Source organism: Mycolicibacterium sp. CBM1 (assembly GCF_054073305.1).
On sequence record NZ_JBSXPP010000007.1, the window covers coordinates 1 to 23,591 of the forward strand.

At 64.1% G+C, this 23,591-nt stretch carries 24 protein-coding genes; 1 reads left to right on the plus strand and 23 read right to left on the minus strand.

Annotated elements, in window-relative coordinates; all coding sequences use genetic code 11:
* The 14 genes from ACXDF8_RS11495 to ACXDF8_RS11560 form a co-directional block, all read right to left on the minus strand.
* Positions 1 to 1,156 (minus strand): IS3 family transposase gene (locus tag ACXDF8_RS11495; protein WP_457223387.1). Its coding sequence is split into 2 segments (ribosomal slippage), with 1,154 coding nucleotides annotated over them: positions 1 to 869 and positions 872 to 1,156; the frame shifts between segments, so codons are not numbered across the junction. This gene is flagged as partial in the annotation.
* A gap of 414 nt (positions 1,157 to 1,570) precedes the next feature.
* Complete coding sequence (locus tag ACXDF8_RS11500; RefSeq protein ID WP_457223388.1) at positions 1,571 to 4,954, minus strand: hypothetical protein; 3,384 nt, start codon at positions 4,952 to 4,954, stop codon at positions 1,571 to 1,573.
* 334 nt (positions 4,955 to 5,288) lie between these two features.
* Positions 5,289 to 5,573 carry a hypothetical protein gene (locus tag ACXDF8_RS11505; RefSeq protein WP_457223389.1) on the minus strand — a complete coding sequence of 95 codons (285 nt, stop codon included), beginning with the start codon at positions 5,571 to 5,573 and terminating at the stop codon, positions 5,289 to 5,291.
* Between the two features lie 408 nt (positions 5,574 to 5,981).
* Positions 5,982 to 6,473 carry a helix-turn-helix domain-containing protein gene (locus ACXDF8_RS11510; RefSeq protein ID WP_457223390.1) on the minus strand — a complete coding sequence of 164 codons (492 nt, stop codon included), beginning with the start codon at positions 6,471 to 6,473 and terminating at the stop codon, positions 5,982 to 5,984.
* A 171-nt stretch (positions 6,474 to 6,644) separates the two neighbouring features.
* The gene (locus ACXDF8_RS11515) at positions 6,645 to 7,022 is read right to left on the minus strand and encodes a hypothetical protein (RefSeq protein WP_457223391.1); all 378 of its coding nucleotides are present in this window, start codon (positions 7,020 to 7,022) and stop codon (positions 6,645 to 6,647) included.
* Positions 7,012 to 7,404 (minus strand): hypothetical protein, encoded by a 393-nt coding sequence (locus tag ACXDF8_RS11520; protein WP_457223392.1) that lies wholly within the window; start codon positions 7,402 to 7,404, stop codon positions 7,012 to 7,014. The genes ACXDF8_RS11515 and ACXDF8_RS11520 overlap by 11 nt, the downstream gene beginning before the upstream one ends.
* The gene (locus tag ACXDF8_RS11525; protein WP_457223393.1) at positions 7,401 to 7,613 is read right to left on the minus strand and encodes a hypothetical protein; all 213 of its coding nucleotides are present in this window, start codon (positions 7,611 to 7,613) and stop codon (positions 7,401 to 7,403) included. The genes ACXDF8_RS11520 and ACXDF8_RS11525 overlap by 4 nt, the downstream gene beginning before the upstream one ends.
* A 98-nt stretch (positions 7,614 to 7,711) precedes the next feature.
* A complete protein-coding gene (locus ACXDF8_RS11530) occupies positions 7,712 to 8,323 on the minus strand; it encodes a hypothetical protein (protein ID WP_457223394.1) in 612 nt (203 codons plus the stop codon).
* On the minus strand, positions 8,320 to 8,760 hold the full coding sequence (locus ACXDF8_RS11535) for a hypothetical protein (protein WP_457223395.1): 441 nt from the start codon (positions 8,758 to 8,760) through the stop codon (positions 8,320 to 8,322). The genes ACXDF8_RS11530 and ACXDF8_RS11535 overlap by 4 nt, the downstream gene beginning before the upstream one ends.
* Entirely contained in the window at positions 8,760 to 9,131 is a 372-nt protein-coding gene (locus tag ACXDF8_RS11540; protein ID WP_457223396.1) for a hypothetical protein, read from the minus strand. The genes ACXDF8_RS11535 and ACXDF8_RS11540 overlap by 1 nt, the downstream gene beginning before the upstream one ends.
* On the minus strand, positions 9,128 to 9,391 hold the full coding sequence (locus ACXDF8_RS11545; RefSeq protein WP_457223397.1) for a helix-turn-helix domain-containing protein: 264 nt from the start codon (positions 9,389 to 9,391) through the stop codon (positions 9,128 to 9,130). Before ACXDF8_RS11545 ends, ACXDF8_RS11540 begins: the two co-directional genes overlap by 4 nt.
* A gap of 273 nt (positions 9,392 to 9,664) precedes the next feature.
* Positions 9,665 to 10,777: a tyrosine-type recombinase/integrase gene (locus ACXDF8_RS11550; protein ID WP_457223398.1), complete on the minus strand. Its 1,113-nt coding sequence runs from the start codon at positions 10,775 to 10,777 to the stop codon at positions 9,665 to 9,667.
* A gap of 114 nt (positions 10,778 to 10,891) precedes the next feature.
* Entirely contained in the window at positions 10,892 to 11,770 is an 879-nt protein-coding gene (gene ppk2, locus ACXDF8_RS11555; RefSeq protein ID WP_457223399.1) for a polyphosphate kinase 2, read from the minus strand.
* Positions 11,771 to 11,785: 15 nt separating this feature from the next.
* Positions 11,786 to 13,198 carry a WS/DGAT/MGAT family O-acyltransferase gene (locus ACXDF8_RS11560; RefSeq protein ID WP_457223400.1) on the minus strand — a complete coding sequence of 471 codons (1,413 nt, stop codon included), beginning with the start codon at positions 13,196 to 13,198 and terminating at the stop codon, positions 11,786 to 11,788.
* Positions 13,199 to 13,375: 177 nt separating this feature from the next.
* Between ACXDF8_RS11560 and ACXDF8_RS11565 the strand changes: the two genes are divergently transcribed.
* Positions 13,376 to 13,828 (plus strand): Rv3235 family protein, encoded by a 453-nt coding sequence (locus ACXDF8_RS11565; protein WP_457223401.1) that lies wholly within the window; start codon positions 13,376 to 13,378, stop codon positions 13,826 to 13,828.
* 3 nt (positions 13,829 to 13,831) lie between these two features.
* Here the strand turns inward: ACXDF8_RS11565 and secA are convergent, their stop codons facing one another.
* The 9 genes from secA to ACXDF8_RS11610 all read right to left on the minus strand — a co-directional run bounded on the left by secA (position 13,832) and on the right by ACXDF8_RS11610 (position 23,515).
* The gene (gene secA / locus ACXDF8_RS11570) at positions 13,832 to 16,615 is read right to left on the minus strand and encodes a preprotein translocase subunit SecA (protein ID WP_457223402.1); all 2,784 of its coding nucleotides are present in this window, start codon (positions 16,613 to 16,615) and stop codon (positions 13,832 to 13,834) included.
* A 99-nt stretch (positions 16,616 to 16,714) separates the two neighbouring features.
* On the minus strand, positions 16,715 to 17,401 hold the full coding sequence (gene hpf / locus ACXDF8_RS11575; protein ID WP_457223403.1) for a ribosome hibernation-promoting factor, HPF/YfiA family: 687 nt from the start codon (positions 17,399 to 17,401) through the stop codon (positions 16,715 to 16,717).
* 306 nt (positions 17,402 to 17,707) lie between these two features.
* Positions 17,708 to 18,337 carry a ComF family protein gene (locus ACXDF8_RS11580; protein WP_457223404.1) on the minus strand — a complete coding sequence of 210 codons (630 nt, stop codon included), beginning with the start codon at positions 18,335 to 18,337 and terminating at the stop codon, positions 17,708 to 17,710.
* A gap of 143 nt (positions 18,338 to 18,480) precedes the next feature.
* Positions 18,481 to 19,134, minus strand: a complete 654-nt coding sequence (locus tag ACXDF8_RS11585; RefSeq protein ID WP_457223405.1) for an SseB family protein — start codon at positions 19,132 to 19,134, stop codon at positions 18,481 to 18,483.
* A 110-nt stretch (positions 19,135 to 19,244) separates the two neighbouring features.
* On the minus strand, positions 19,245 to 19,706 hold the full coding sequence (locus ACXDF8_RS11590) for a hypothetical protein (RefSeq protein WP_457223406.1): 462 nt from the start codon (positions 19,704 to 19,706) through the stop codon (positions 19,245 to 19,247).
* Positions 19,707 to 19,709: 3 nt separating this feature from the next.
* On the minus strand, positions 19,710 to 19,964 hold the full coding sequence (locus ACXDF8_RS11595) for a hypothetical protein (RefSeq protein ID WP_457223407.1): 255 nt from the start codon (positions 19,962 to 19,964) through the stop codon (positions 19,710 to 19,712).
* A gap of 311 nt (positions 19,965 to 20,275) precedes the next feature.
* Positions 20,276 to 22,921: an ADP-ribosyltransferase gene (locus ACXDF8_RS11600; RefSeq protein WP_457223408.1), complete on the minus strand. Its 2,646-nt coding sequence runs from the start codon at positions 22,919 to 22,921 to the stop codon at positions 20,276 to 20,278.
* A 5-nt stretch (positions 22,922 to 22,926) separates the two neighbouring features.
* Positions 22,927 to 23,217: a WXG100 family type VII secretion target gene (locus ACXDF8_RS11605; RefSeq protein WP_457223409.1), complete on the minus strand. Its 291-nt coding sequence runs from the start codon at positions 23,215 to 23,217 to the stop codon at positions 22,927 to 22,929.
* Positions 23,210 to 23,515, minus strand: coding sequence for a WXG100 family type VII secretion target (locus ACXDF8_RS11610; protein ID WP_457223410.1), 306 nt, complete (start codon positions 23,513 to 23,515; stop codon positions 23,210 to 23,212). Before ACXDF8_RS11610 ends, ACXDF8_RS11605 begins: the two co-directional genes overlap by 8 nt.
* Positions 23,516 to 23,591: the final 76 nt, after the last annotated feature.

Sequence of the window (23,591 nt, forward strand, 5' to 3'; positions counted from 1 at the left end):
GTCATGATGGCTTCGAATTCGATGGGGGTCAATCGGCCCAAGCGGGCTTGCCTTCGACGGCGGTGGTAGGTGCGTTCTATCCACGTGACGATCGCGATGCGGAGGTCATCGCGGGTGGGCCAGCGTTGGCGGTCGAGGACGTTGCGTTGCAGCAGAGAGAAGAAGCTTTCCATGGCGGCGTTGTCCCCGGCGGAGCCGACCTGTCCCATGGAGCCGAGCATCTGATGGCGCCGTAGCGACCGCTGGAGTTTTCGGGAACGAAATTGGCCGCCCCTGTCGGTGTGCAACGTGCAACCAGCGACTGTGCCGCCGCGGCGGGCTACGGCGGACTCGATCGCGTCAACGGCCAATTGTGAGGTCATCCGCTCAGCGATGGAGTATCCGACAATTCGGTTGGACCACACGTCCTTGACCGCACACATGTAGACCTTGCCCTCAGCGGTCGGGTGCTCGGTGATATCACTGAGCCACAACCGATTTGGTCCCAGCGCAGTGAACTTGCGACGCACCAGATCCTCGTGCGCCGGGGCGCCAGGTAAGCCCTTGCGGCCGCGACGTCTCTTGCCGAACGCACACCACCATTGGTTGATCGAGCAGATCTTCCACACCGTACGTTCACTGACGTTGTGGCCGGCGGCGCGGACCTGATCGAACAACAGCCGGTAACCGAACTCAGGATCCTCGCGGTGGGCGTCGAAGATCGCATTCGCCAAATGCGCCTCGTCGTACTCGGCGTCGGTGACTGGACACGACAGCCAGGCGTAATAGTGCTGGCGGTGAAGCTTCAAGACCCGACACGAGACCGCCACCGGCACCCGGATCGGGGCACCGGCTGCGGCCAGCTCCTTCACGAGCGGGTAGAGCCTTTTCCCGGTAGCGATCCTCGCGCCAGATAGGCCGCCGCCTTGCGCAAGACCTCGTTCTCTTGCTCTAGCAGGCGATTGCGCCGCTTGAGCTCTCGGTTCTCTCGCAGCACATCCGGGGCTGCGACCGACTTCGGGCCTTCATCGGCATCAGCCATACGAAGCCACGAATTCAGCGTGGTCTGGTGAATCCCGAAATCGCGAGCGACCTGCTCCACAGACACCCCAGGGCCACGCTCGCGCGCCACCCGCACCACGTCACGGCGGAACTCCTCGGGGTAGGGCTTAGGCACAACGACATCCTTCCAGCCTGACAGCTCGTCAAGCGATTTCAGATGTCACAGATCCGTTCATCAGCCCCTCCTTCATGTTGGTCTCCCGACAGATTGAGACTCGACGGGGGCCGGAGCCCTCCCGAGGAACGAACCCCCGTCGAGTGGTCTAGTGGCCGCCCTTGGCTGAGTTACAGCGGCGGCATGCAGGTTGACGATTGGTGATCGCGTGGTTGGTGCTATCCCCGTCGCGGTGGTCCCATGTGTCAGCAGGCGCGCCGTCGCACAGAATGCGGAGTGCGCACCGCCCGTGAGGTTTTCCCCATGCTTTGAAGGCGGGGTGTTCCCAGCGGGCGGCGCGGTACTCACGTGTGCATTGCGGACAGCGGGTGCTGTGCGACAGTCGATTACAACCGGGCGTCAGGCATGGGCGTTTCATCGACCACCAGCCGGTGCCGCTGCCCTCCACGACAAATCGTTGAGTGCTCGCGCATTGGCATCGGGCTGGCCGTGGAGTTCGGCATTGACGTTGACGTTGTTGGTGGTGTTGTTGGTGTCGCCCGAACCGATCCCGCGCTCTTTGTCCCGCTTGTCGACCTGCTCGGGGGTGAGCTGGTCGCCGGACTTGTTGCCGGCCACGTTCTGTGCGACGGGTCGAATACCAGCAACACCGCCGAGAATGCGGCCAAACCAACCCCGGGTGGGATCGGCCAGTTGGGATTCGACCGGCAGGAAGGTTTCCATAAGCCCTTGAACCCCAATGCCGACCGCTTGGGCACCGAAGCCGATGGCGCGATTGATTTCATCGATGCCGATCTGGGCCGCCGCTGACGCGGCTGCGCCGCCGCCACCCATTGATCCCGCGCCCGCGGCGAGGCCCGCCGCTGCGCTAGCCGCAGAACCGGCCAGGCCCAAGAGTCCTCCGCTACCGATGCCGATACCGGGTGATGTGGGCATGCCCTGACCGGGCGCGATCCCCATCGACGGCGTGCTGCGGGTACCGGTGGACAGTGCCGGATTCCACGGTGTCGGGTAACCCTGGCCCGGTGAACCCACCATCGGCCCCAGGGGTGTGGGAGTGGTCAGTCCGGGGTTTGTTAGTTGCGGTCCGGTCAGCGGCGCATAGGGGGACGTTTGCGTGCCAGGTGGTGTGATGACACCGGGGGCCGAGATCGCACCGCCAGGAATCGGCGTGGTTGGCGCACTCGGGATCGGCGAATAGCCACCGGGTGCGGTAGTCGTGCCGTCTTGCGGCATGACCCGGCCCAAAACGTCGGGCATAGGTTGCCCAAAGGCGTTCTGCCGAGGCGCAAACGCGCCTAGTAGGCCAGTGCCGGGGCCGGGAGTCCCGTAGGCGCTGGTGACACCGGATAGCGCGCCGAAGACCGGGGCCATGGCCAAGTTAGCCAGGAACTTCGTGATGTTCTCCGCGATTCCGCCCAGCCCCTTGGAGATCCCGAAGTCGTCATCGATCTTCGCGCCGAGCTGTTGCATTCCGTTGGTGAATTTGTCGGCCGAGCTGGACAGCTTGTTGTAGGTGCCGTTCTGCGCCTGAAGTAGTTTGTTCAGGCTCTCGTTGTACTTCCAACCGGCCTCTACGGCCTGCTGGTGTGCGTCAGCCTTATCGGACTGATCCGCCTTCGGATCTCTGTTGGTTGCCGCCTCTTCACGGAGAGCCTTCGCCCAATCCCAACCGGCGCGTTGCACATCGTGGTAATCACTGCTTGCTGCGCCCACCGGTCGGTAATAGTGCTGAGTGAACGCGGGATCGAGAGCGCCGGTTCCGCCGATGCCACGATTGGCGGCAGCAGCATCACTGCCCCAATTCACCGGCGTGCCATCAGGCAACGTCGCCTGCATGTGTGCGCCGTTGAACCCGACGTTGAACGCGCCTGGCATGTACCCCGATAGGAATCCATGGGTGGTAAGCCATTCCGCAGCGTTACCCGTGGACATCTGCCGACCATCAGTCGGCATACCGTCCATGAGATTCACGAGGTCTTCGATATAGCTTGAGCAGTCCTCAAGACCCTTGGTCAGGTCTCCGGTCGGGTCATAGCGTCCCGCCGGAACGTTGGCCAGCAGCGCCGCATCACCGGGATAGCCGCCGGTCGGCATGTTCGGTGGTAGGTAGTTGCGGATGTCCAACCCGGCGTACCGGTCGGCCTCTGCACCACCGCCACCGCGCGAGGACTGCGCGAACGGGTTGGACGCACTCCAGCCGCCGGTTGACTGCAGGCCGAGCACCGACCCGCCCAGCCGGCCAGGAGGGCTCAGTGCCGGCAGGATGGTCGTGGGTTGCGGATCGAAACCGCCACCACCGCCCAGCATTCCGTTCTGTGGTGTGGTGGGCTTGTCGATGAGACCTAGCTGCTCGGCGAATCCCTTGATGCCCTGAAAGGGATTGATCAACAGATTGACGGCATTTTTCAAGGTGTCAAGCGCAGTGTTGATCTTGTCGACGAAGTTCAAGACACCCTTGAAGGCGTCGGCCAGCTCGCGGGTCTCCTGGGCGATACCGGGCAGGAACTCTTTACCGTGGCCCGCCATCGCGAGAAACATCTCACCGGCAGACTTCGCCATGTCGGCCAACTGTGTGATGGCGTCAAGGCCATCCTGCATCCACTGATGAAGCTTCCCGGAGTCGCGGGCATCGCGGATGAAGTTGGCGAATTGCTGGGCGAGATTGGCGGCGCCCTGGCCCAATCCGGGCAGGAAGCTTGAACCCACCGAGGCAATGTCAACGAAGGCTTGGGCAAACGACTTCGCGGCCGGAGCGGCGGCTTGGAACGCCGAACCGATGTTGGACATCGTGTCCCGCAGGGCCGCTTGGGAGTTCGGGTCCATGAGTTGGTCACCGATGCCCTGGAACATCGTGTTGAACGCCTGGGCGATCTGTGTCGTCATCTGCTGGATCGGCTGGGCGTAGGTGCTTCCCAGGTTGGTGAGAATCGGCCCGACGCCGTCGAACAGGGCCTCTTGAGTCGCCCTGCGTAGATCGGCGATCGGGCCATCGACCAAAGCTTTGATGGAGAGCGCAGCATCTGCCGCCGCCGGGGCCAAGTTGGCCAGTGAGCTGGCGAACTTCTCGGGATCGGCCATGTTGTCGAGAGCATCGGAAAAGCCCTGCGTCCCCACCTTCAGCGCAAGGAACCCCGCACCGACAGCCGACAAGGCCGCAGGTATCACGAGAAGCGACTGGCTGGCGGCGGCGGCACCGGAGGCCACCTGGAATAGGCCAGCGCCCATCACAACCAATGCCGCGGGACCGGCGATCTTGCTTAAGGCGCCCATCGTCACACCGAGGCGGGCCAACTGGTCAACGGCTCCCGTCGTGTCGACATTGGGAACCAAGCTTGAACGCTTGTCGCCGTATATCCTCAGCGCGCGGTCATAGTCGGCGCGGGCCTTCGTCACGCGCTTGAGGACGTTGGCTTCGTTGACGCGTTCGCGGATAAGCCTGTTGGTGAGCCGGGTCTCGGTCTCGATCGTCAGCGTGCCGCTCTCGCGTTTGCGATTGAGTTCCCCGGTGACGGCCGAGACGCGCCTGGAAACCGCCTCGTGCTTAACGAGTTCGGCGTTGAGGTTGGCGTGCTTCATCGTTGCGGATTCGGCGGCGTCCGCGACGCCATTCATCGCCTTGCGCATTCGCGGTGCGGCGGTTCTCCCGAAGGTGTCGGCCAGGGCAATTCCCGACTGCTGACCAATTCGGTCCATGTCGCGCTGGAAGTCGCGGCCCACGTCGTTGCGCAGCCGTTCAGCGTCGCGGCGAAGTTCGCGGTCTTGGAGGGCAAGCTTTACGTCAAGGGTGATCGCCAAATCGTCTCCTATCAATGGGAGTGAACGACGTCGCGAGTCGCGTCAGCGAACGTCGGGAAGTTGAGACCCCGCCGCGCGGTCGGCTCTCCCAAAGGGATGGCCGGGCACTGGCCACCGAGCGCAGCCCCCCAGTAGAGGCGTGACGGCGGGGGTTTCCGCGCGAGACCAAGAAAGGATCGACCAGCGCAGCGATCAGAGGAGCTAAACGCTGGAGGAAAGCAACTCGCGGGGAAGCTAGGAGGACCCCGCCCCTGGAGCTGGTAGAAGCAGCTCAACAGGGGCAGGGTCATTCACGCGGACGGCGGACTAACCAGGGAAACACCGTGGCGTGAAGTTAGGTGCGGGTTACATCAACGTGGACAAGGACCCGCTGCCCGTCGAACTCGGCGCGGGCTGTGAATCCGCTGCCTGACCACGAGCCGGCGCGCAACGGCAATGTGATCGCCTTGCCGTCGGGGCTTTCCACGATGATGGCGGTCGGTGTCAGGCCCGAACGCTGTTCGGCGCGGTCGGCTGAACGATTGGCAGCGGTGAGCTGCAGATGGGCTGTCTCTACGCGGGCTGCGGTGGTTCGCCGGATCTCGTCAAGCTTGAGGTCGAGGTCAATGGGAATGGTCATAGTTGTTATTCCTGTCGTTCACGTTTGGCGTTCCGCCGTGCAGCCTTCCGGCTCTCGCGCTTGATCTTGCGGCGAATCTTGCGGTTCTCTATCGCGTCCGCGAGCGCGTGGGCCACTGCGAGGGCCTCGGCCTCGGTGAGCCGGAGTCGGATAGGCTCGGCCTGCTCGTCGTACGGTCCCTCGTACGAGCAGATGGTGACTTGACCGCCGCTACTGCTGGCGCTGATGAGGATTCGATGGTTACCGGAGTCGCAGGTGTCGATATTCAGTCGTACCCCTAGAAATATTTAGTTAGACTAGCTATGCAAACGGCCTAGCTTCTCTAGAGCTGACCAGTGGAGAACAGACACCTTCCCCAGAACCCAACCAACCGCGATAGCGGAACCCGCCCACGGCGCGCCAGCGCCGCTAGCCAGTGCTCCATGCTCCCGGCTGCGGAGCAGCACCCCACGGGTCCTGCTGTACCCATGGGTCCTGCTGTACGTGTTGTTGAACGGCATTGTGGCCCGACGGTTTACCGTCGCCCTGTTCCAACTCTGTTGGGGGTGCACCCCAGCCCTGTTGAGAACCTGCGGAAATGGTGCGATCTGCCCCATTGAGATTGCGGTACAAGGGGGCTGCGGTGCCCCGCTGTGGAAAGCTCCACACGGTTGCACCGGCATTCTTACGCCCGCGCTTGCTTTCGATGACCATGCCTCTGGCCTTCGCCCACCGCAGTGCGCGCTTCACGGTGTCGACCGAGCAACAGCACTCGGCGGCCAACACCTCGTGGCCGGGATAGGCGTCGGTGCCGTCGCCCTTGGCGTGGTCCAACAGCGTGACCAACACGCGGTAGTAGTGCGGCGAGGGGAACTCCACCCGCCACAACGATTTCAGATACTCAAACTTGCTGAACGCCATTCCCCGTCATCCCTGTCGCCTGTCGGCTTCCCTGTAGATCGGTGATGGCGTCGAGCACTGCGGTCAATTCCTCAGTGGACAGCCAGATTTTCGAGTTGCCCTGATGTAGGCAGATGCCGCCGTCGCGGCGTCGTGTCACGTAGATCGGTGGGCCGGGTCGGACGTATATCCTCATTCGTCGGCCACGCCGTGATCCGGCGTCCCACCCCAACGGAACGCGGCCTTGGCGAAGATGTGATGCGCGGGACTGCTCCCGCCCTGCGGACGGTTCGCCTCGTCGGTGCCGTCCTCCACGAAGTGAGCGATCCTGTCCGAGTTCTTGATTCGTAGGCTCGGAAGCCGCCCGCGAGGACTCCGCAGGTTCATCGAAAACGAGTCGATGTAGTGCGTGGGGTTGTCGTCGTCGGGGTCCACCGGACTCTCCCGCTTCATGAAGTCGATGACCTCCCGGCCGACAGCCCTTAGCTCCCTGCGCAATTCCGGCTCACCCTGGACCACAATGGCACGCCGGATCTCGGCCTCGATCTCCTGGCGGCTGCTACTCGCCACGGTCGACCGAACTGACAAACGAGTTGGCCGTATTCAATTCGGCTACCCGCCAAGCGATCTGCTCGTCGGTCGGCTCGGCGATGCCTTGATGCCGCAGCGTCTCCCGCGACATCACTTCGGTGAACTCGTCATCGGTGATCGCGCCGGCAACGCGTTGTTCTGCCGCCCACAAGACGACGTTGGTTGGCTTGCTTCGCCGTTCGCGCACAAGCTTCAACCCGGCATGAGCATCAGCGATGAGCTGGTAAGCGTCGGCGGTCGCCGTCTCTGCCGACACCGTCAGCGGGTTGTTGTGGTCAGCGAGCAGCATGGCGGCCATGCGGGTGGCCAATTCGACGGATTCGAGAATGTCGGCGTCGGTGTAATCACTGAAGTCGGTCACTTGATCCCCATGCCGACGCAAGCCTGAAGAGTGCGGTATTCGATATTCTGCAGGGCGGCAATGGCTTCCAGTCCTGATAGTCCGCGCGCTTCGGCGGCGTGCAATAGCGCCATAGCCAGGCGACGGCGGCGGCGGTAACGCTGTTGGTTGACGCGGTCGCAGGTCTTGCAGCCGCCGTTCGTGTAAATGTCGTCATGTCCGCATGACATAGCCGACCTCCTAATATTGGTTCGATGGTGTGCACAGAGTTTTCGTGCAAAAAATTTTGGGGATTCTCTCCACTATCGGGTTGAGCTATAACAGCAGGTCATTTCGACTTTCTCGCGTAAGCCGCCTTTGCTGATTCCCGGTCGCACTGTTTGCACCAAGACCGCATTCCGTCTGAATTACGTTTCTCAGGACCGAAATACTTGTTGAGCTTGATCAAGTTGCAACGAGTACAGCGTTTGCCCAGTGTCGGGTCCCGCGTGTTCTGTCCCAACGGCGGGATGTCCTCGTAGGTGGCGCCCCAGTCGTCTTCGTCGCCAACATGGCGAGTCATCTTCTGCCGTTCCCGTATCCCTACCGCGCCCCAAGTCCCCGGTGGCGTATTCGGGTCCTCGCGGTCCCTAGCCCGCACGTTGCCGTCGTGGCCGTCGCACAACGACGGCGTCACGTACGCCATATCGCCGGGGTCGATCAGGATCGAATATGCCGAATCCTGCGTATCCCAATCATTTCGAGGGTCGTACAGCCGAAGCTCATCCCGCAAGATCTGGCCGGATTCGTACTGCACCTTCTCGATGTCCCGGTCGATGCTGCGCGTGTTCTCGCCGACGTCCTTGGCCAGCCACTCGTTGGCTGCAGCCTCTAGCGTGTTGTTCTTGCCGTGGATGAATTGTAGGAGCTTCGGGTCGCGCACCGGGTCGGCACCCGTCAACGGGACGACGCCTGTCGCCGCTCTAGTTCGTCGGCGGCTTCCAGAAGTGCTCGTGCATGAGCACGTAGGTGGTCGGTGGAATACACGACGCCTTCGGTCGAACGGCTGACCGGCCACGGCAAACCGGTGGGGTCGCAGCGGTGCCAGCCGTCGACGGCTACGTAGCCTCCGCAGGTCGCACACGACGCGATACGCGGCGCGGCCCCGCGCTTGGGGGCCTGCCGATAATCGCCGCCAGCACCCTCGGCCCCCTGCCGGCGCCTCTCGCGCAGTGCTTCCCCGGCAGCATGGGCGGCGGCGAAGAGTTTGTCGGCGCGCTTGCCCAAGATCAGCTTGCCCGCCGTGCCGGTGTCCTCGGATGGTTCGTCGTGGTCGGCCCACGGATCGCGATGCGGTTCGGGAGTCAGCGCGGCGTCGATGTTGTTGTTCGGCTTCATCAGGCACCGTCGTACAGGGTGTCTGCCGCTACTTCCAACGGGGTTCCCGACCAGAAGCTTCGCACGATCAAGTCCGTTTGGAAGTCGCCGTAATGACGCTCGCACATCGGCAGTTTGATCTGGTCGACTTCCCCGAGCGTGACCCGGTAAACCACGTAGGCCGAGTCCTCTGGGCACCCGTCGCAGGCTTGTGGATCGTGGCCCACATAATCGAGACCGCAATCACAATCGCACCAGCAGCATTGGATACCCGGCTCGGCGTAGTCCGTGATCATGGTGACGGCATCGGTCCGTGAGGCGGCTAGGTCTATCGCCGCCGCGAGCCGCTGGTCACCGTAGGCACGTTCCCCCGGATTGAGTCGGCGGGTCATCGGGCACCGCCTACGCCCTGGCAACGCGCGGATGCTGCGGTGAGACCCGAGGGATTGTCGTCGTCCTCTGTGCCGGTCTTGCGGAAGATCGCCAGCGCCGCTTGCACGTCGTCGGGTGTCATGACCCACTCGCGGCCCAGCTTGACGCCGGGGATCTCCCCCCTGCTGAGGCGGCGGCGTATCCAGTCCTCGGACGGGAACGGCGGGACAAGGTCTGAGAGCCGATAAGCGAGCGGCTCAATGAATTTGGTATCGGTCATGGGCATGACAGTAGGACCGGTACGGGACAGTTTCGCGCGTGTCGCCGGTGCTCGCGGGGGCTGCGGCCGCAGTTTCCGCAGGACGAGCGGAGGGAGCGCGTTGCCGGCGCGATCACCACAAGTAGTGGTTCTCCGGCGCGTGGCCACCCGCTACAGATAGTAGGCCTGGTTGTGGAAGTACCCCATGTTCTGGTTGACCTACAAGGCCTCGTGGTTCTCCATCATGTCGGGGATGCCCATGCCCTTCTCGTTGTTCCTGGCGTCCTCCGGTACCTACTTGCCACCCAGCGCGGCAGCCATAGCGTCGGCCACGCCCGCCCCGGCAGTCCTGTCCAAGTGGCCATATCTGTCGATGGTCGTCTTGATGCTCTCGTGGCCAAGGTGAACTTGGATCGCGGGCAACGGGATGCCGGCGGCGATCAACCACGACACACAGGTGTGGCGGAGATCATGGACGACCGGCCTCTTGCCCAGCGGCTTGCCGTCGACCTTCGCCCTCTCGACAGCCGGGTACCAGGTGTTCTCGCGCCACGTATAGACGAACAGCGGCTTCCCACGGGTGTTGGTGAACACGTACTCCCCGGAGTAGTCCAACGCGTCCAACACGTGCTTGGGGACGTTGATCGTCCGGCGGGACTTCGGTGTCTTCGGCGGACCCATCTTGTAGCCGCCACTGGGTTGCTTCTTCCATGCTTGCCGGACGTGGACGGTGTTGTCCTTCCGGTTGATGTGGGCCGGGGTCAGCGCGGTGGCTTCCGAGAACCGCATCCCCGAGGTCACGAGGAAGTCGGCAAGCGGCTGTTCACGCTCAGGCAACTCATCCCTGATGGCGCGGTATTCGTCCCGTTCGAGGAACGTCATCTCGCGCTCGGCCTTCTCCGGACCCTGCCGGGACCGCGGGAGTCGAATCCCTTCGCACGGACTGGCGGAGATTTTGCCGGCCATCACGGCTGTCTTGAGCGCCCCGGCCAAAAATCCGTGCTTATTCGCGACCGTCTTCGGACTGCCCTCCAAGCCGTTGACCCACGCCGCCACGTCGTCGCGGCCAAGTGAGGCGAGCGGCATCGCTGAGAGCGGCTTGAGGTCACGCTCGGCGTATCGCCGGTACTCGTGCCGAGTTCGCGGCTCGATGCCCGTCAAGTGTTCGATGTAGTGGTCGAGGTACTGGCCTACGGTCTGCCCCTTGGGCGCGGCCTTCGAGACGTGCTCGGCCATCCCCAAAGCGAGACGAGCGCGTTGAGGACCGACGGTGTTGACGAGATCGCGGAACTGCTCGGCCTTCGCCTTATCGGCGAAGGACGCCGACGTTTGTTTGCCGTCATAGATATACAGGACCGCCCAAGAGATGCCGCCGTCCTTGCGTTCACGCTTGCGAATTGATGCCACGCGCCGATCTTAGACCTTCCAACCGATTGACACGGCCATTGACACCGAAATTGTAAGGTCTCTAGCTGCACATTTAGGGCCAACAATCGGGATGTAGACCCGCATGACGCGAGATTAGCCGCCGTTCTCCGGGTCCCCGAGCAGGGTCGACACGTAGTCGTCGACGTAGGTCGCCAGCTCCCGCGGCGGCCGGTGGTAGTTGCCCAGCATCGGCCGCTTGGGCAACTCCACCTTGGGGTGGATGATCTCCTCGTAGTCGATGCCGTCGAGCAGGTGCGCGATCATGTTCAGCCGCGCGTGCTTCTTGTCGTCGGACTCCACCACGAACCAGGGGCTGGCCGGTACGTCGGTATGCACCATCATCTGGTCCTTGGCCCGGGAGTACTCCTCCCATCGGTAGACCGATTCCAGGTCCATCGAGGACAGCTTCCAGCGCCGTAGCGGGTCGTTGCGGCGGGACTTGAACCGGCGCAGTTGCTCATCATCGGAGACGGAGAACCAGTACTTGCGCAAAATGATGCCGTCGTCGATGAGCATCTGCTCGAAGATCGGGCACTGTCGCAGGAACAGCTGGTGCTCCTGCGGTGTGCAGAATCCCATCACCAGCTCGACGCCCGCGCGGTTGTACCAGGATCGGTCGAACAGCACGATTTCGCCGCGTGCCGGCAGATGCTCGATGTAACGCTGGAAATACCACTGCCCGCGTTCCCGTTCGGTGGGTGCCGGCAGCGCGGCGATCCGGGCGACCCGAGGGCTGAGGTACTCCGTGATGCGCTTGATGGTGCCGCCCTTGCCGGCGGCATCGCGGCCCTCGAAGACGACCACCACCCGCGCACCCGTGGCTTTCACCCACTCCTGCAACTTCACCAATTCGGTTTGCAGCCGGAACAATTCGGCCTGGTAGACGTCTTTGGGGATCTTGCGGTTGATCCCCGCTTCGGCTTTGGGATCGGGCTCGGCCGGGGCGTCGCTGTCGGGATGGGCCTTGCTCATCGGCAGATAGTACGTCTACTGCGCCGCCTCGAGCAGCTCGTCGAGAGATTCGGCGAGCAGAGCGGGAAGAACGTCGACGTCGCTCATCGCGTCACGGTCGGCGTGGATGCCGAAATACAGCATGCCGCAATATGACGTGACGCCGATCGCCAGCACCTGGTTGTGCAGCAACGGCGGAACGGCGTAGGTCTCCAGCACCTTCGTCCCGGCGACGTACATCTGGGCCTGCGGCCCAGGCACGTTGGTGATCAGCAGATTGAACTGGCGTGCCGAGAACTGGGTCGCCACCCGGGTACCCATCGCGTGCAGCGTGGGCGGCGCGAAGCCGGACAACGTGACGATCGTGCGGGCATCCACCAAGCTGGCTGCCGCCGAATGGGATTCGGTGGTGTGTGCGATCTGCGACAGCCGCACCACCGCATTGCCTTCTCCCACAGGCAGGTCCACCAGGAACGGCGCGACCTCGCTGATGGCCTGCCCCGGCCCGGAGGAGGCGTCCAGGTCGGCCTCGGGGTACACCGATGTCGGGGCCATCGCCCGCACCGTCCGGCTGGTCGACACCGGCTCCCCGCGCGAGAGCAGCCAGTTGCGCAACGCGCCGGCGATCACCGCCAGCACCACGTCGTTGACGTCGCAGTCGTAGCGCGAGCGCACCCGCCGGTAATCCGCCAACGAGCCGGTGGCCACGGTGAAGCGGCGGTTGCGCGAAACCTTGGTGTTCAGCGGGCTGTCGGGCGCGGTGCCACGGGCAACCGTCCGCGCGACATCGGTCATCCGGCGCACCAGGTCGGCCAGTTCCCCGCTATTGGTGACAACGTCGCTGATCGTCGACTGCAACGCCTGCAACTGCATGGTCGGGCGCGCCAGCCACTCACCGACAGCGCCGATAAGTAGTTGGCCGTTGGTGGGCTCACGCCCGGGGACCCAGATGTCCTCCCCGAACGGCGGCGGCTTGGGGGAACGGTCGGCGATGACATGGCCGATCTCCAACGCACTCATGCCGTTGACCAACGCCTGATGGGATTTGGTGTAAAGCGCGATCCGGTTCTTGGCCAGCCCCTCGATCAGGTACATCTCCCACAGCGGGCGGGACCGGTCCAGCGGTCGGGAGCCGAGTCGGGCGATGAGATCGTGCAGCTGCGCGTCACTGCCGGGCGACGGCAAGGCGGAGCGCCGCACGTGGTAGGTGATGTCGAAATCGGGGTCGTCGACCCACACCGGCCGCGCCAGTCCCAACGTCACCTCGCGGATTTTCTGGCGATAACGCGGGATCTGGGGTAACCGCCGCTCGACGGTTTCCAGCAGCGCGTCGTAGCTCAGCCCGGCACGGGGTTTACGCAGGATCGACAGGGACCCGACATACATCGGCGTCGCGGTGTTCTCCTGGTGGTAGAACGACGCGTCCGATGCCGACAGCCGTGTCACCATCCTGCGGCATTCCCCTCGTCTTCCATCCCCGACTCCGTCTCGACACGGTAACTGCCGAGCACCCGGGACCGCATCACGGGTGCACACACGATTGCCGGGACTGTGCCATCATTTCGCCAACGGTTCGCCCCTCTCCGGCGGCCCGGTCCCCTATCGACCGATCACCGGAGAATGCCCATGTCCTGTGTCGTCCCCGTTATCGACTACGAGTCGCCCACGCAGGGCACAACATCGGAGCACATGGCGCTGCCGCGAGCCCACGGCAGTCGGCCGCGCAGCCCCCAACCGCCCCCGACGCCGCCGCAGCGCGGCGCGGGTGGATTCGCCGACGCGGTGCTGCGCAGGGTGCTCGAGGTGATCGACCGGCGTAGGCCGCTCGCCCACCTGCGGCCGCTGCTGGCGGGCGGCTTGGTGGACTCATTGCTGCCGGTGATCGCCGGGCATGACGGCCGCGGCGCGGCGCGGCTACGCCGGATGCGGGTGCAGCCGGTCGGCACCGACGGGAGTGCCGCCGAGGTGGCGGCGACCTACACCCGCGGCGAACGACTCCACGCCATCGCGTGCCGCATCGAGCAGGTCCTCACCCCGACCGGCCTGCGCTGGCAGGTGGTCGCCCTGCACATCGGGTAGCGGTCAGCCGCGACGCAGCGACCGGCCTTCCTTGGACTGGCGTCGAGCAGCCTCACGGCGCTCCTTGCGCGTGCCGCCGCCGGCCGGCGCAGCATGCTTGCCGCCACCGTTGCGCTTGACCTCCGCCGAGCCGTCTTCGGCCGGACCGCTGTAGGTCAACTGCCGAGAGTCCTCGTCGTCGATGCCCTTGGCTCGCAACGCCGGAGCCGGTTCCTGCTGCTGGGCGGCCAGGTCGGCCAATCCCTGCGGGGTCTGGACCGGGGCCACCGTCGGAGCCTGCGGCGTCGCCTCGACCTGGACGTTGAACAGGAAGCCGACCGACTCCTCCTTGAGGCCTTCGAGCATGCCCACGAACATGTCGTAGCCCTCGCGCTGGTACTCGACTAGCGGATCGCGCTGGGCCATGGCGCGCAGGCCAATGCCTTCCTTGAGGTAGTCCATCTCGTAGAGGTGCTCGCGCCACTTGCGGTCGATCACGTTGAGCAGCACGTTGCGTTCGAGCTGACGCATGGCGCCCGCACCGGCGAGGGCCTCGATATCGGCTTCTCGTTGCGCATAAGCCTTTTCGGCGTCCTCGATCAGGGCGTCGAGCAGCTCCTCGCGAGTCAGCTCGCCGGGCTCGCCGACGGCGTCGGAATCGAGCAGGTCGTGGTGGTCGATGCCGACCGGGTAGAGCTGACGCAGGGCGGTCCACAGCTGCTCGAGGTCCCAGTCCTCGGCGTAGCCCTCGGCGGTGGCGCCGTTGACGTAGGCGGTGATGACGTCGACGAGCATGTCGTGCGCCTGCTCCTGCAGGTTCTCGCCCTCCAAGATCCGGCGGCGCTCGGCGTAGATCACCTTGCGCTGCTGGTTCATCACCTCGTCGTACTTGAGGACGTTCTTGCGAATCTCGAAGTTCTGCTGCTCGACCTGGGTCTGCGCGCTCTTGATGGCGCGGGTGACCATCTTGGCCTCGATGGGCACGTCGTCGGGCAGGTTGAGCCGGGTCAACAACGACTCGAGCGTGGCGCCGTTGAACCGCCGCATGAGCTCATCACCCAGCGACAGGTAGAACCGCGACTCGCCCGGGTCGCCCTGGCGGCCGGACCGACCGCGTAGCTGGTTGTCGATACGACGTGACTCGTGGCGCTCGGTGCCCAACACGTACAGGCCACCGACCTCGATGACGTGCTCGGCTTCCTCGGCGGCTTGGGCCTTGATCTTCGGCAGTTCCTCGTGCCAGGCGGCCTCGTACTCGTCGGGGGTCTCGATCGGGTCCAGGCCACGTTCGCGCAGGTGCTTGTCCACCAGGAAGTCGACGTTGCCGCCGAGCACGATGTCGGTTCCGCGGCCGGCCATGTTGGTGGCCACCGTGATGGCGCCGCGGCGGCCCGCCTCGGCGATGATCCCGGCTTCCTGCTCGTGGTACTTGGCGTTGAGCACGTTGTGCGGGACGCGCCGCTTGGTGAACTGGCGCGAGAGGTACTCCGAACGCTCGACGCTGGTGGTGCCGATCAGGACCGGTTGGCCCTTCTCATAGCGCTCCGTCACGTCGTCGACAACGGCGATGTACTTGGCTTCCTCGGTCTTGTAAATGAGGTCGGTCTGATCCTTGCGAATCATCTCGCGGTTGGTCGGGATCGGGATCACGCCGAGCTTGTAGATCTCGTGCAGCTCGGCGGCCTCGGTCTCGGCGGTGCCGGTCATGCCGGCGAGCTTGTCGTAGAGCCGGAAGTAGTTCTGCAGCGTGATCGTGGCCAGCGTCTGGTTCTCGGCCTTGATCTCGACGTTCTCCTTGGCCTCGATGGCCTGGTGCATGCCCTCGTTGTAGCGGCGGCCCAGCAGCACGCGACCGGTGAACTCGTCGACGATCAGGACCTCGCCGTTGCGGACGATGTATTCCTTGTCGCGCTCGAAGAGCTCCTTGGCCTTCAGCGCGTTGTTGAGGTAGCTGACCAGCGGCGAGTTGGCGGCCTCGTAGAGGTTGTCGATGCCGAGCTGGTCCTCGACGAATTCGACGCCGATCTCGTGCACACCGATCGTGCGCTTCTTGATGTCCACCTCGTAGTGGACGTCCTTCTTCATCAGGGGGGCCAGCCGGGCGAACTCGGCATACCAGTGCGAGGCACCATCGGCCGGACCGGAGATGATCAGCGGGGTACGGGCCTCGTCGATGAGGATCGAGTCGACCTCGTCGACGATCGCGTAGTTATGCCCGCGCTGGACCATCTCCTCGACCGAGTGGGCCATGTTGTCGCGCAGGTAGTCGAAGCCGAACTCGTTGTTGGTGCCGTAGGTGATGTCGGCGGCGTAAGCGACCCGGCGTTCGTCCGGGGTCAGGCCGGACAGGATGACACCGACGTCCAGGCCGAGGAATCGGTGCACCCGGCCCATCCACTCGCTGTCGCGTTTGGCCAGGTAGTCGTTGACCGTGACGACGTGCACTCCGTTGCCGGACAGGGCGTTGAGGTAGGCGGGCAACACACAGGTCAGGGTCTTTCCCTCACCGGTCTTCATCTCGGCGACGTTGCCGAAGTGCAGGGCCGCTCCGCCCATCACCTGGACGTCGAAGTGCCGCTGGGACAGCACTCGCCAAGCCGCCTCGCGGGCGACGGCGAAAGCCTCGGGGAGCAGGTCATCGAGGCTTTCGCCGTCAGCAAAGCGCTTCTTGAACTCGTCGGTTTTGGCCCGCAGCTCGGCGTCGGAGAGCTTCTCTACGTCGTCGGACAAGGTGTTGACATAGTCAGCCACCCCCTTGAGGCGCTTGACCATGCGACCTTCGCCAAGACGCAGTAACTTCGACAGCACGTGTTCCCCTGGAACTATCGGAGGGGGTTTCCCTCGTGGATGGAGGCGTGGGCGCCTCCCATCCTAGGTGACGCGCTGGTCGAGCCACCGCTACGTCGATCAGGCCAGCCGGATCACCCCGTAGTCGTAGGCGTGACGCCGGTAGACGACGGTCGGGCGATCGGTCTCCTTGTCCTGGAACAGGAAGAAGTCGTGGCCGACCAGCTCCATCTCATAGAGCGCGTCGTCGACGGTCATCGGCTTGGCAGGGTGCTCCTTGGTCCGCACGATGCGGCCGGGTTCGTGGTCGTCGACGGCCACCGGCGGGGCGACGGCTTGCTCCGGTTTGAAGACCTCGGCGATGTCGACTGGTGCCGCGACCGCGGTGGCCTCGTGCAGGGATACCGGCCGCTTGTCGCCGTAGTGCACCTTGCGCCGGTCTTTGGTGCGTCGCAGCCGGTTTTCAAGTTTGTGTACGGCCGCCTCGAAGGCGCCGTAGAAGCTGTCGGCACAGGCTTCACCGCGCACGACCGGCCCGCGCCCCCGCGCGGTGATCTCGACGTGCTGGCAGTTCTTGCGCTGGCGGCGGTTGCGTTCATGCTCGAGCTCGACGTCGAAGCGGTAGATCGAGCGGTCGAACCGCTCGAGGCGAGCGAGCTTCTGGGCCACATAGACGCGGTAGTGGTCGGGGATCTCGACGTTGCGACCACACACCTGAACTTCGGCGTTGGCCTCTTCGACGGCCTCTTCGACATGATCGTCTTCGTCAGTCAACAGCTGACCGGAAGTCACGGATTCGATTGACATGCTTGACAACTCGTTTCTGTTACGGGTTGCACGCACTGGGGCGTGCCGGCCTGTCTTCGATAGCTGCGCCGACAGGATGGGGCACGAATCTCACTTGCCGGCGCCAGGGGTCGAAAGACCTCACCTCCTACCGTGCTCGGCGAAGTGGCGGCCCCATGGGCTGGGCCGCCCCCATGATGTTCACGGGGTGTTGGTGCCGACGGTAGTCGTTGTTCACTGGCGCGTGCCACCTTTTCCGCCCACCTGTTTCCAAGTCTTTCGACCCTTGTTACAACGGACCATTAGCCGACTAAGGGCCTACGCGGTTCAGGCGTTTGCGAGCGACAGCACCGCCGTCACGGTCGCCCCCGCGCGGTGCAGGGTTCGCACTGCTTCCCGGGCTGTCGCGCCGGTGGTGACGATGTCGTCCACAAGCAGAATCTCGCCGGTGACGGCGCGGCGCAGTTTCACCCGGCCGGAGAGGTTGTGTTCACGCGCGGTGCTGGTGAGGCCGACGGAATCCCGGACGAAGGCGCGGGTGCGCAGGGCCTGGACGACGGCGATCTCGGGATGCTGCTCGGTGGCCGCGCCAGCGATCCGTGTGACCGGATCTCCCCCGCGCCGACGGGCCGCCGAGGCGCGGGTGGGTGCCGGGACGACGGTGATCGGCGTGTCGACGATTCCCCAGCTGAGCAGCTGGTGGATGCCGAGGGCCAGGGCTCGGGCCAGCGGGGCGACGAGGTCGCGGCGGCCGTGCTCCTTGAGCGCGACGATAGCCTGCCGGCGCGGGCCGGCGTAACGCCCGAGGGAGAAGACCGGCACGCCGGGGTCGGTGCGCGCGGTGACCAGGTGCGGCTCATCGGTGTGGACTTTGAGCGTGGCGGCGCAGGTGTCGCACCACTTGGTCGACGGGGCGCCGCAACCTCCGCATTCGAGCGGGAGGATGAGGTCGAGCATGGTTCTGAGTGTGGACGTTCTGGGTGACAGCGCGGCTGCACTGTCCACAGGGAAGCTCGGCCCGATATCAGGCGCCGAGCTCGGCCAACGACACCGCGACGTAGGGTCCGCTGGGATTGATCACAAGCCCGCCATAGCCTTCGCTACGAGCGATTTCCGCGACTTTGGCGGTCGTGCTCGCCATGACGGCATCCGCCGGATTGAACACGAAGAGCCCCGGCGATCCATCGGGCATCGCGGTCGCGTGGGGGGGTGATCCTTCCCGGCTGGGATGTTTCGTCGACCGCGAGCAGCAGCGGGCCGTCCCGCTTGAGCAGGTCGAGCACCGTCTGGCGATCAACGAGGCCGGCGGCCAGGTCGACAGACGCCTGCTTCAGGGGTTCGTTGCGCGGATTGCGCAGGGCGAAGTCGATCTCCGCGGCGGAGATGGCACACGTCGGGCCCGCAGGGTCGATGTACAGCCACGCGTTCTGTTGGGATTTCGCGAGTTCGAGCACACCGGTGGCCGGATTCACCATGGACATGGTGTGTGCACCCGGCGGGTGAAGCCGCGCAATCTCCTCACTGCGGGTAAAGGCGACAAGCGCACTCTTTCCGTCCGGCCCAGTACCCCCGCGGATCTGCAAACGTGAACCGGCCGCGAAGTTACCTGCTATCGGCGCATCCGATCCGGTCGTGTCCAGCAGCAGACCACCGAACATGCACGACCGCAACACGTCAAAAGCCGTCGCTTGATTCGGTTGTGCGGCAAAGGATGCGACAGCATTGCGGACGATGGTGTTGTCTACCAGTTTCATTTCCGACCTTCCGCGTGGTCGCGTAGCGCCCCCTAACTTGTTCTTCAGCCAGGCGTGCGAGCGCCGAAAGTGCGTGGGCACGCGTCTCATCTCGATCTGTCACTGACATCTCATGCCTGGGGCGGCCGGAATGCGAATCGGCCCGGAGTGTTGACCACGACAGCGGGGCGTGCCAATGAACTCGTGATCTGTTGGATGACAGCTTGTTTCAGAGCCGCTGAATCGGCGGGCAATCCGGGCGCATCCCCTGGCTCGGCGAGGAGCACCACACTGTCCGACAGCCCGGGGACATCGACTGAGCCGGCGAGAAGGAGCAACGTTCCGGGGAGCATGGCGATCTCCTGCTCTTCGCGATACCGCGCGAACGGCGCCACAAGACGACCGCTGATGCTGACAATCGCGGCTAGCCATTCGGCGGTGAAGTTCTCGCTGGCAACGCGCGGATCCATTGAAGTAGGCAGAATCCCACTGAGGGTGAAGGATGAACTCGGTTTGGGTCCAGCCATGCCTCGGTATGTGATTGCCGGCATTGCAGGCAGACGCGAAAGCGTTGTCACGATGTCGTCTGCCACGCGTCAATCCTTTCCGGCCGCATCGATAGCAGCGAGGGTCGCTGCCACCGCTCTGTCGACAAATTCTGGTCCACGCGCTTCGCCGTGAATATCCCATTGCCAGCTTCCGACGTAAGTGACTTCATCTCGCTCGTGGCCGGGAAAGCCGATCTGCACGACTTCCACATCACGACGCGGAGCGGGCGGTAGCAGGAGCCCACGTAACAGTGCAATGACCACTTCAGGTGAGTTACCTACATAGTTGACGGGACCGCCCAAGATCTGGACTAGGTATTCCCGAGGCGGCCCGTCACCAGGGTCGCTTCGGTCCGCGGAAACCCTGACGGACAGGCGATCCATACTGATAACCACGCCATTTTCCACCCCTGAAGTGGGTTGATCTAGCGAAGCGATTCCCGTCGCCAGTATCGCAACTCGCGCAGAAGGGCGACTTCCCAACGAGTACTTCGGGGGACAACCGCCGTTCTCCCATTTCCGCCTGTACGGCCGCCTCATTCCTTCGCCCTTGGTCAGATGGCGTCCCAGCCACTCTGCAATCGAGACAGGTGAATCTAGTCCTACAGAATCTGTCATTTAGCTTGCCTCATAACAATTCTCACGATACCGTCCCCGCCGGTTGTCCGCGCCAACACTTCGAAGCTTGAGCCACGAGGGAACAGGACCTCAGATTCGTCCGCGAACTTCGACAGCGGGCTGATAGCTACTCCGTCGTCTCCGACAACTTCTATCAAAGTGGGTGTCTCACCCGGTCTTGCGCCTCTCGCGAAAGACTCTGCCACAAAAGAGTCAGTGGTCGTGCTCATATATCCCGGGTCATGGAAGATCTGTCCCTCGTGGAGTCGAGCAAGCAGGGAGTCCGACGCTCGCATTCCCCGCCACGTCGTTGACGTCAGGTCTGAGGGGTCAGCGCGGTACGGGGGCAGCGCAGCCAGCCCGTCATCCGTATCCCTGATCCGGTCTTCCCAGATCACTCGCTGTTCCGACGTCATATCGGCGACAGACCGCGCGCCGAGCAGGTCTTGCTGTTCCAAGTCCAGTGAATCCGCTTCACGCAGATAGGGATTCATTCCCTGGAAAAGTTCGGAACTGTAGTTATAGACTCCCCCGACACCTTCCGGAGAGATCTGTGGATATCTCTCCGAAACCTTCTCCGCCCATTCGTCAAAGCGTTCCGGATCGACTGCCCCGCTGGGCATGCGGTACTCGTTATTGATATCGGTCAGATCCGGCAGTTGATGACCAGTAACGCCGTGGTTTTCCGGCGGATCGTGTAGACCAGTATGTGGCGGGTTGTTCGGTTGATGATCATCCGAACCGCCTCTGCTCCCGCCACCGTCGTGCAGACCCCCTCCCTCGCTGTGAACAGCGCCACCCGGTGGTCCGACACCACCGCCATTTTCCATGCCGTCAGCCCGAAGACTTGGTCCCTGGGTCGTAGGCGCTGAAGATTGTCCGAAGGAAGGCGCGCTCGAAGCATGACTTGCTTCACCTGTCGACGCATGTCGAGGCGCAGCTATCTCGGAACTCCCACGCGCCGAGCCAATTTCACCCTTCGGTACTTGGGCACCCTCGGGTGTATGCGTAACCGGCGGCGAGACCGGTTCAGCTGACGCCGGAGCCGAGGTCGGTTTCCCAACCGCCGGAGCTGGATCGTGAGCCGCGGGTTCGCGCGCAACCGGCGGCACGGTCTGCTTCGAGGCGTCCGGGAGCGATTGCGGAGCACCACCTTTCGGAGTGTCCGTCGGCGCGGGGGTTGGTGAGTCCGCAATGTCATCGAGCCGCGCTTTCACACCGCCGGCGGCGTCCGCCACCCCCTCCAAGCGGCCCGCAGTAGTGCCCATCGCAGCGACTTCACCGGCAGCACGTTCACCGGCGGCGAACTCACTCCGCGCTGCTGCACCCTCGGTCGCCCGCACTCCGGCACCAGCCTTCGCCGCCGCGCCGCCGGGCACGATCGCGGTACCGACGTCGAAACCCAGCTCGCCAAGACCGATGAACGGTCGATCGCTGTTGACGATGTCGTCGAAGTGGGTGACGTCCTTGAGCGTCTCGACAGTGCCCTTTGGGTCGGCCGCGAACGCGGTGGGCATGGTCAGCGGGTTGAGTGCCGACGCCGACTTGCTCAAGCCCTCCAGGGTTTCCCAGGTGCCCTTGGGATCACCGATCGGGTCGAGCGTCGCGATACCACCGACAGTGTTGATGCCACCCTTCGCGATCCCGACACTCGCGTCGGTAATGGCATCGTTGATGTTGGCCACAATCCGGCCCGCGTCCTCACCCAGATAGTGGACCAGTTCGCCGCGAGTCACGGTTTCCATCGCGCGCGAATAGTTCTCGATGCTGTTGACGAGCATCCCGATGGCTTCCTTGCGGGCGGCGGATTGCCTGCGGTGGTTGGCCAGGACAGCTTTGATGTCGTCGGCGACCTGCTGGATCTTCTCCTCGACATCACCGGTCACCAGCTCGACGACAGTTCCCAGAATGCCCTGGTCCATCACCGAGCCGACCACCGATTTCAGTGTGTCGAGAAGGCTGCGAACCGCGTTCTGAGTGGTCTCGACATCCGTCGCGAAGTTGTTCAGCTCACCAGCGAGGGCCTGCGCCTGTCCCGCGAGCGAAGACATGGCGGTGCCGATATCGCGCACCGCCGCCTTCATTTTCTCCTTCTCCGGCATCTGCTGGGCATCGATGACGCCGTATGCACCGGCATTGTCGGACGTCACGTTGTAGAGCGGCGCGGCGAATGCACTCCACGCCATGGCGGCGCTGCGCATCTCATTCGGTTGACCGTTGGGCCAGAAGTCCCCCACCAAGGCCTCGACCAGACTCCACAACAGCGGTGCCGCAACCCCAGGCCCGTTGACATCAGGACCACCGGATGGCGCCGAGTACATTGCAGGCGAGACCGGCGCCGGCAACGGTACCGCGCCCCCGCCGATGTCGGCGGCGGCCTCGGCGCGGGAGTAGTTCGCCGCCGAGCCCTGGATCCGATACCCGGCGTTGTGCAACGCATTGACCCCGGCCGTGACCGCCTCCACTACAGCTCTGGCCGAGTCCCGATAAGCGACTCCGAACGACGATCCCGCCGCGTCCTGACCAGTGTTGGCGTTGAAGCCCACCGTCAAGGCGCTCAGCGCAGCTGCCAGCCCATCACCGATCCCGGCGACGGACACCCCGGCGCCTGACAGCGCCGCCGGGGCGACCTGCAGTGACACTGATGTCACCCCCAGGTGTTGAGGTTCGCCTCGACGGCTTTCGAATAGGACGTGTGGGCATGATCTCCGGCAGAACGTAGCTGCCCCAGCGCTGTCCGCATCATGTCCGCCCCCTGCTTCCACTGCTCGTGGGCTGCCGCATGCGCCGTACTGGCCGCCCCCTCCCACGTCGCGTGCAGGTTGGCCACCACGGAGTCACATTCCTCAAGCATGGAGTCGACCAAAGATTGATACGACGTCATCCGCTCGAGGATGTCGGCCAGCCGGTCGAGATCTACCGAAAATGCATCAGCCATGGCCGAGGCCCCGCAACCGCGTCGCCGATGCCTGCTCCTGCACTTCGAACACCCGGCCCACCTGGCCGACATTCTCCGCAATGACCGCCAACGCGCGCTGCACTTTGCTAGCGCCTTCGTGCCATTGCCGCCAGGCCGTGGCATACGAACCACCGGCCGACCCCTGCCAAGACGCCAACATCTCCGTGACCTCGGAGTTGAGATCCCTCAGTCCCGCTTGCAGGTGCTGCGCCCCCGCGCTCAGCGACTCACACGCCGCCGCCAGCACCGCCGGTTCGACCCGCAGCTCCCCACTCACAGAGCAAACGCTACCGGCTTGACAATCGGTCCACAATTCACCCGATTGACCAGTGCATCAAGCCAGCTTGGCCAGC